We start from the raw sequence: 8,363 nt of genomic DNA, 5'->3' as shown, positions 1-8,363 counted from the left end.
GCGAGGTAGAGCCCCCGGGCGACGGCCCACGCGCGGCCGTCCCGTGCGCTCGCGGTGAGCGCGGTGGGCTGCCACAGCGCCGCCGGGCGGTCGAAGAAGTGGGCGTCGGCGGCCGCCTCGTCGTAGCCCAGGAGCCCGAGGAGGGTACGGGCGTGGGCCAAGTCCTCCTGGGCGATCGAGCCGACCGCGAGGGCCTCCTCCAGCTCCGTGTAGTCCACGGTCCGCTCGGCGAGCCGGTGGGCGTGCAGGAAGAGGTCGTCGGCGAGCGCCGGCCAGAGCACCGCGACGCCGTCCGGCGCGGGCGGGGGCGTGGGGGAGGGGGCGGCATCCGGTGCCGGGCCCGGGTCGCGGTGCAGCCCGGCCCGGCGGCGGCGCCGCTCCTGCGGGAAGGCCGGCAGCCGGTAGGACATCCGGGACTTGCCGTCCAGCAGGCGGCGGCCGTCGGACTCGGCCGCGTGCACGTCGGTGCGCTGTACCACCCACATCCGTACCGCGTTGTCGCGCCGTCCGTAGGTCTCGCGGGCCAGCCGCCATGCCTGGGCCTCGTCCCCGGCCAGCAGCGAGCCGACGTGGGCGAGCGGGGTGGTGCTGCCGCTCTGCAGGAACACCTCGAACACGAGGAGGCCGTCGGGGTTCTGCTGCGCGATGTCAGGGATGTCGGGGATTTCAGGGGTTTTGGTCATCAGGCGGCCCTCCGCACGGCGCTGTCCCCGGCGTTCCGGTCGAGGACGCCGCGTACCCAGGCCAGCCGGGCCTCGGAGGCCGGTCCGCCGCCCGAGATCACCCGCTTCACCTCGGCCCAGTCGGGCATGTCGAACTCCCACTCGCCGGGCGCCGTCTCGCGCACCAGCGCCGGGTCGACATGGATGCCGAGGTCGCGGAAGACCGGGACGATGCGGGTCAGCCAGCGCTGCCGCAGCTCGTCGTTGCCGTGCGGCTTGAGCCCGGCGAGGTACATCGGGTTGGTGGGCAGCGTCTCGGTGTCCGGGGGCCCGAAGTACGCCAGGACCCGCCGCATCCAGACCTCGAACGCCTCCTGCGTACGGCGGCGCTGGGCGGCGTCGCCGGAGTGCAGGACCTCGTGCGTCATGTCCAGCGCGTGCTGGTAGTGGAAGGACTCCTCGCGCTCGATCTTGCGCAGCGCCCGTGCGTACGGCAGGTACACGCCCTGCATCAGGGACTGGAACTGCACGATCGCGGCGGAGTTCATCAGCAGCAGCCCGGGCCCGAACTCCTCCCAGCTCTCGAAGTCGTAATGGAAGATGTTGTGCACCTTGGCGCGGCCCTCGACGTAGTCGACCAGGATGGACTCCCAGTCGCTGCCCAGGTCCTGGGCGACTCTGGCCGCGACATGGCCGTGGCCGACCTCGTCCTGGACCTTGGCCATCAGCATCTGCTTGCGGGCCAGGCTCGGCGCCCGGCCGAGCCACGCGGCGAAGGGAAGCACCCCGACCAGCTCGTTGAGCGCCTGTACGGAGGCGAACTTGCGGGCTCCGGCGCGTACTTCACTGGGCATCGGGTCGTTGAGCTCGTACAGGCGCCGCGTCGCGGTCTGCCGGGACGGCGGGGATGCGGACATGAACGGACAGCCTTCCTGTCGTCGGTGGGCGGTGTCGTGCCGGTGTTGTGCCTGCGCGTCGGCGACCCGGCCTAGTACCAGGTCAGGACGGCGGCGCCGGCCGTCATGCCGCCGCCGACGCCGGCCAGCACCAGGTGCTCGCCGCGGGTGAAGGGGCGGCGGCGGTGCGCGCTGTCGAGGGTGAGCGGGAGGGAGGCGGCGGCGGTGTTGCCGTAGACCGGGGCGGTCAGCGGCACCCGCTCCGGGTCCACGCCCAGCTCGGCCACGCATGCCTCCACCAGGCGGGTGTTGGCCTGGTGGAGGATGAAGCGGTCCACGTCGTGCAGGCCGAGCCCGGCCTGGTCCAGGGCTGCCGCGATGACCTTGGGCAGGGTGCGCAGCGCGTAGTCGCGTACCGGCCTGCCCTGCATCCGGAAGAGGTGCTCGCCGGCCTCACGGGCCGCGGCGTCGGAAGGCTTGCGGGTGCCGCCCGCGACCACCTCGACGAAGTCGCGGTACTCGCCGTGGGCCTGGAGCTCCAGGCCGCGCAGCCCGTATCCGTGCGGTACCGGACCGAGTACGGCAGCGCCCGCGCCGTCGCCGAAGAGGCTGACGGTGCGCCGGTCGGTCCGGTCCATGAGCGAGGAGTACAGGTCCGCGCCGACGACCAGGCCGTACCGGCCCGCCATGCGGTGGCTGAGCATCGACTCGGCCACCGCGAGCGCGTAGAGGAAGCCGCTGCACACGGCGTTGACGTCGAAGGACGGGACGTTGCTGAGGCCGAGTTCCTGCTGCAGCAGCACGGCGGTGGAGGGCTGGGGCTGGTCGGGAGTGGAGGTCGCCACGATGAGGACGCCGAGGTCCGCCGCGGCGTCCGGGCTGTCGCGCAGCGCCCGTGCGGCGGCCTCGGCGGCGAGCCGGGACGTCGTCGTGCCGGGCGTGACGTAGCGCCGTTCGAGGATCCCGGTGCGTTCTTCGATCCAGGCCGGGTCGGCCCCGCTCCAGGCGGCGATGCGGGCGTTGTCGACGACATCGGGCGGGACGTGCGCGCCCAGGCCCACGATCCCGATCGGCTGCGGAGTGTCCATGGAGGGTTCGGCCCTTCGCGTCGGTGAGCGGTCGGCTGCGGTCATGCAAGCAGCACCGCGAAGTGCGTGTCAATATTGTCATTGACAAGAAATGGAGGCTGGTCAAGGATCGTTGGGGATTGTCAAGTCGCCGTCGCGCTTCCGCCCGTACGGGGGAGCGGAGCCCCATGGAGGCATCGGATGAACACGACCCGGTACGCGACCAGTTCGCCCCGGCCGCCCGCGACCACGGCCCTCATCAGCAACCACGCCGCCCACGAGGCGTTCCGCGAGGTGCGGGACGGGCTGCTGCGCCGCGCCGCCGCGGGCGGAGCCCCGGACCCCGCGGCCCTGGACCTGGCGGCGCTGCGCCGGGCCGGCTCCTTCAACTGGGCGCTCGACTGGTTCGATGTGATCGCCCAGGGCAACCACACCGCCGCCCTGCGGGTGATGACCCATGGGGCCGACGGGCGCAGCCGCTTCTCCCGGATGTCCTACGCCGAACTCGCCGCCCGCTCGACCCGGTTGGCCGGGCAGCTCGCCGCTCTCGGCGTGGCCCCCGGCGACCGGCTGCTGCTGATGACCGGCAACCGGACCGAGCTGTGGGAGACGATGCTCGCCGCCTTCAAGATCGGCGCCGTGGTCGTGCCCGTGAGCACCCAACTGGGCCGGGAGGACCTGCGGGACCGCATGCAGCGCGCCGGCGTCCGGCACGTCGTCGCGGAGTCCGCGTACGCAGAGCGCTTCCCGGGGCTGCCCGCCCTGCGCAACCGCATCGCGCTGGACGGCGGGGTGTTCGGCTGGACCCCGTTCGCCGAACTGCGGCGCGACGACGCCCCGGCGGCACCCCGCCCCGACCTCCCCGCGGACGCCCCGCTGCTCTTCTACTTCACGTCGGGGACCACGTCACTGCCGAAGATCGTCCAGCACACGCACACCAGCTATCCGGTGGGGCATCTGTCGACCATGTTCTGGCTCGGCCTGCGGCCCGGCGACGTCCATGTCAACGTCTCCTCGCCGGGCTGGGCCAAGCACGCCTGGAGCTCCCTGTTCGCGCCCTGGAACGCGCAGGCCACCGTGCTCACGGTCAATCAGCGGCGGTTCACCGCGCGCGGACTGCTGCGGGCCCTGAGCGAACAGCGGGCCACCACGATGTGCGCGCCGCCGACCGTCTGGCGGATGCTCCTCCAGGAGGACCTCGGCCGCTGGCCCGTGACGCTGCGCGAGGCCGTCAGCGCGGGCGAGCCCCTGGACCCCGACACGGTGGAGAAGGTCCGGCGGGCCTGGGGCGTGACCGTACGGGACGGCTACGGGCAGACCGAGACCACGGCACAGATCGGGCACCCGCCCGGCCACCCGGGACGGCCCGGCTCCATGGGCGTCGAGCTGCCGGGCTACCGGATCGTGCTGGCCGACCCGGTCACGGGCGAGCGGCGGACCGACGCCGCGGCCGAGGGCGAGATCTGCCTCGACCTGGCGGCCCGGCCGGTCGGGCTGATGGCGGGCTACGCCGGCGCCGCCGGGCAGCCGGTGATCCCCGGCACGGACGGGCTGTACCACACCGGTGACATCGCGGCCCGGGACGCCGACGGCTGGTACACCTACGTCGGCCGCGCGGACGACGTCTTCAAGGCGTCGGACTACCGGATCTCACCGTTCGAGCTGGAGAGCGCGCTGCTGGAACACCCGGCCGTCGCCGAGGCGGCCGTCGTGCCGAGCCCCGATCCACTGCGCCTCGCGGTCCCCAAGGCGTACATCGAACTGACCGCCGGGTACCACCCGGACGCCGATACGGCCCGCGCGCTGCTCGCCCACGCGCGGGCCGGGCTCGCGCCCTACAAGCGGGTGCGCAGACTGGAGTTCCGTACGCCGCTGCCGAAGACCGAGTCGGGCAAGATCCGGCGGGCGGTGCTGCGCGAGGAGGAGGCGGCCGCCGTGGCGGCGGGCGGCGCCGACGACTGGTGCGAGGACCAGTTCCCCGAGCTGAGGGGGTGAACTCGGGCCCGTGCACCGGCTGTTCGTCACGGACAGTGGGTGCGCGGGCCGGGACATCAGGGCGTACGGCCGGTGCCGCGCCGCTTGCCGGGTCCGGGCCCGTCGGGCGGCGCGGGGCGTCTGAGATGCGCGGCGGCCGCCTTCTGCGCGATGGCGATGAAGGTGTTCACCAGCGGATGCGCCCCCTGCCGGGGCACCACGAGCTGCAGCTGCGAGGGCGGCGCGCCCACCAGCGGCACGAACACGACCGTGGGGTGGATGTGGGAGTGCGCGATGGGCTCCGGTACCACTCCGATTCCGCGGCCCGCGGCCACCGCCTCCAGCCACTCGTCGAAATTGGTGCACGTGGCGGAGGCGGTCGGACGGTTGTCAGCGGGCCATTCGGAGAGCTGGGTCGTGCCGCTCACCGAATTCACCACGAACGGCAGCTCCGGCAATTCGGACCAGGTGAGGTATTCCCGGGAGCTGATCGGTGAGTGTGCCGCGACGGCCGCGATGCGCCGTTCCTCGCCGAGTACGACGACGCGTACGCCGTTCGCCGTGACCGGGCCGCGCACGATGGCCACGTCCGCGTCCCCGTGGTCCAGGCCGGCCAGCGCCTCGTCCTTGCGGATCGGATCGACGCGTACGCCGGTCTCCTCATGGAAGGCGCCCATGGCCGCATGTGCCCACCGGGCCGGAAAGCCCCAGGTGAAACCGAGCCGGAGGACCTCCCCCGACCGGTCGGGACGCAGTGCCTCCTCCAGCCGCGGCAGTATGGCCGCCAATTGCCCGTAGAGCCGGTTTCCGGCCGGGGTGAGATCGACGTGCCGGGTGGTCCGGGCGAGTAACCGGACACCCAGGTGTTCCTCCAGCCGCCGGATGTTGCGGCTCAGGCTGGGCTGGGACAGATGCAGCTTTTCGGCCGCCCGAGTGAAGTGCCGTTCCTCGGCAAGCAGCAGAAAACCCCGTAGATGGTGCAGCTCTATCCCCATGTCGAGGAGATTACGTAACGATGGCAGGGCCGGACCGGGCATAGCCGAGTTTTTACCCTGCGCGGTGCCGTCGCCCCCGTCGTCGTCGGCTATTTCCATCTCCGCACGATTCCTCTCCGGAAGTTTCTTTACGGTTGCCTTACTGGAAGGAGGCCGAGCTATTTCCGTACATGCCGGAATGGGCGGACCTGTCGGGGGCGTGGCTGCACGCTAGCCATTGCTGACGGCGGCAGGGAAATGACTCCCTGTAGCGATTCATGCGAGGCCGGTATAAGTGCAGGTGGTGCCCGCCCGTACCGGGACGTGGCGGCGACCGCCGCACGACGGCCGATCCATTCAGGTTCCGCATGAATGCGGCGCGGTTGATATTTCCGTTCCGCGTGCGGCGCTGCCTAGCATCCGAGGCGTCCGACTGGGGCGTGTCTTTTGGCCCGGAGGGCTTCTACGCCGAGCTGCGACAGTGATCACCACAGGGGGAAGGGGAACTCGGTGCAGCACATCAACACCCGGTCCTGCGACGGAACATCCGACAGAAACGCGCACGCCCCGCTGCCCAGCGCCCTGCGCGCGGCGCGGCAGGCGCTCGGCCGGACCGACCCCTCGCTGGGGCCGCTCTGTGTGGAGCTCGTCGCGGAGATCGCGCAGCGCATCGGCGTACTGGAGGACAGCGTCGTACTCGGCGCCGGCGGGCCCAGCCTCGCCTTCGCCCTGCTGCGGAGCGTGGCCTCCGGCGCGCCCGGCGCCCCCCTCGAACTCGTCGTCCCGCACGGCGGCTTCGACCTGTACGCGGACCTCGCCCGCCGGCTGCCGGCCGCCGTGTGCACGCGCGTCCCGTCGACCGCCGACGGCCACCAGGATCTGCGGGCCCTGGCCGCCCGTGCCACCGGCCGGAACTCCGTCGTCTTTCTCAGCAACCCGCAGGACCCCACCGGATCGGTGATCAGGGGCCCGGAGCTGTGCCGGTTCCTGGACGCGGTCGACCCGGAGGCGATGGTCGTCCTGGACGAGACGCACTGGGAGTTCGTCCGCGACCCCGGCTTCACGCCCGCCGCGGGGCTGATCGCCCGGTACCCGCGCCTCGTGGTGGTCCGCAACCTGTCCGTCGTGCACGGGCTGGACGGGCTGCGCCTCGCCTACGCGGCCTGCGCCCCCGGCACCGTCGAGATGATGCAGCGTCAGATACTGCCGCACGAGGTGAGCATGCTCGCCCAGCTCGTCGCGCTCGCCTCGCTGCGGACCCCCTCCGAGGTGCGGGCCAGGACGGACGCCGTCGTGCGGGAACGGGAGCGGCTGCGCGAGGAGCTGCGGCTGCTGGGCTTCCAGGTACCCCCGAGCGAGACGAACCAGCTCTGGCTGCCGCTGGGCCCGGCGAGCACCCGCTTCGCGCTGGTCGGCCGGGCCGCGGGCGCCGATGTCACGCTGCGCCCTGGCGAGGGCGTACGGATCACCGTCGGTCCGCCGGAGCAGGGCGACCGTGTCCTGCGGACCGCCGCGACCTTCGCGGCCGCCTCCGCCATGCCGTGCTGCGACGGTGAAGTCATTGACCGTTTGTGACATATGCGTCATGGGAAGTGACAGCATCGGGAGTGACAGAGGCAAGGAAATCTGCCCGGGAAGCTGTCAGCTCTTCGTCACGCGGTAGCATGCGACGGCTTCACAACGGGGGAACGAGGGGTGACAAACCCTGTTGCTGATCCGTGACCGGTAAAAGTGAGGAGGGCCAGTGGACCAGCTGTCCTTTGGCCGTCGGCTGCGCGCGCTGCGCCGACAGCAGGCACTCAGCCAGGCCGAGCTGGGCGGCGGTGAACTGTCCGCCAGCTACATCAGCCTCCTGGAGAGCGGCAAACGCCCGCCCACGGACGAGGTCCTCCTCAAACTCGCCGCCCGGCTCGGCATCACGGCCGACGAACTGGTCGGCGACACCGGCATCGCCCGGCCCCAAGCCCCGCTGGACGCCGCCCTGGAAGCGTCCTACGCGCTGTCCCGGGCCCGGCTCGCCCTGCTCACCGGGGACGCGGCGGCCGCGCTCGACCGGTTCACCGACGTCGGCGGCGACGGCTCGGCCGCGCCCGCACTGTTCGCCGACGCCCTGCTCGGCCGGGCCGCGGCCCTGGAACGACTGGACCGGCCCGCCGAGGCGGCGACGCTCCGCCGCCAGTGGCTGGACACCTTCGGCGACCGGGACGAGGACCACGTCCTGCACACCGAGGTACTGACCGGTCTGCTGCGCTGCCTCAGGGAGACCGGCGAGCTGCGCGCGGCCGCCGCACAGGCGGAGGACGCCCTGCGCGGCGCGGAGGACGCGGGCCTGACCGGCACGCCCATGGGTCTCGAACTGGCGGGACTGGTCGCGGAGTTCCGCTGGGACCTGGGCCAGGACGGCGCGGCCGCCGAACTCCTCGACCGGGCCACGGCCACCGCCGCCGCGCTCGACGGGCGGCAGGAGTGGGCGCTGGCGTACGACGCGGCTGCCGAGGCGGCCAGGGCGGCGGGCCGGGCACGGCACGCCGCGGCGCTCGCCGAGCGCGCCGTCGACGCCTGCCGCGACGGCGGCGCAGGCCTGCCCGTCGCCCGGCTGCGCACCGCGGCCGCCGCGGTGCTCGGCGGCCGGAGCGGCTCACAGGAGAGCGGCCCGCACACGAGCGGCCAGGACTCCGGCCTCGCGGCGGCGCGGGAGGTGCTCGCGGAGTGGGGCACGCCCGTGGACGTCGCGTACGGCGAGGTCGCGCTGGCCGGCCGGCTGCTCGCGGCCGGGGACGCGGCAGGCGC

The 8,363-nt window shown here is 72.8% G+C and carries 6 protein-coding genes and 1 pseudogene; 3 read left to right on the top strand and 4 right to left on the bottom strand.

What is annotated here, in order from left to right; all coding sequences use genetic code 11:
• The 3 genes and pseudogenes from ABT381_RS33985 to ABT381_RS33975 form a co-directional block, all read right to left on the bottom strand.
• A pseudogene (locus ABT381_RS33985) lies at positions 1-683 on the bottom strand (hypothetical protein); the annotation flags it as partial.
• On the bottom strand, positions 683-1,579 hold the full coding sequence (locus tag ABT381_RS33980; RefSeq protein WP_351601344.1) for a Phenylacetic acid catabolic protein: 897 nt from the start codon (positions 1,577-1,579) through the stop codon (positions 683-685). The gene ABT381_RS33980 and the pseudogene ABT381_RS33985, both read right to left, overlap by 1 nt.
• Positions 1,580-1,650: 71 nt before the next feature.
• Positions 1,651-2,646 (bottom strand): 3-oxoacyl-ACP synthase III family protein, encoded by a 996-nt coding sequence (locus ABT381_RS33975; RefSeq protein WP_351601341.1) that lies wholly within the window; start codon positions 2,644-2,646, stop codon positions 1,651-1,653.
• Positions 2,647-2,826: 180 nt separating this feature from the next.
• On the opposite strand from ABT381_RS33975, the gene ABT381_RS33970 reads away from it, so the two are divergent.
• Positions 2,827-4,620, top strand: coding sequence for an AMP-binding protein (locus ABT381_RS33970; protein ID WP_467754411.1), 1,794 nt, complete (start codon positions 2,827-2,829; stop codon positions 4,618-4,620).
• 56 nt (positions 4,621-4,676) lie between these two features.
• On the opposite strand, the gene ABT381_RS33965 is transcribed toward ABT381_RS33970, so the two are convergent.
• Positions 4,677-5,594: a LysR family transcriptional regulator gene (locus ABT381_RS33965; protein WP_351601338.1), complete on the bottom strand. Its 918-nt coding sequence runs from the start codon at positions 5,592-5,594 to the stop codon at positions 4,677-4,679.
• A gap of 489 nt (positions 5,595-6,083) precedes the next feature.
• Between ABT381_RS33965 and ABT381_RS33960 the strand changes: the two genes are divergently transcribed.
• On the top strand, positions 6,084-7,148 hold the full coding sequence (locus ABT381_RS33960; RefSeq protein WP_351601335.1) for an aminotransferase class I/II-fold pyridoxal phosphate-dependent enzyme: 1,065 nt from the start codon (positions 6,084-6,086) through the stop codon (positions 7,146-7,148).
• Between the two features lie 169 nt (positions 7,149-7,317).
• The coding region (locus tag ABT381_RS33955; RefSeq protein WP_351601333.1) for a helix-turn-helix domain-containing protein at positions 7,318-8,363 on the top strand (1,046 nt) is incomplete at its 3' end.

It is taken from the genome of Streptomyces sp. NPDC000151, assembly GCF_040301705.1.
GTDB lineage: Bacteria > Actinomycetota > Actinomycetes > Streptomycetales > Streptomycetaceae > Streptomyces.
Note: the sequence above shows the minus strand (reverse complement) of the source record. Positions and strands in the feature narration are given on the sequence as shown.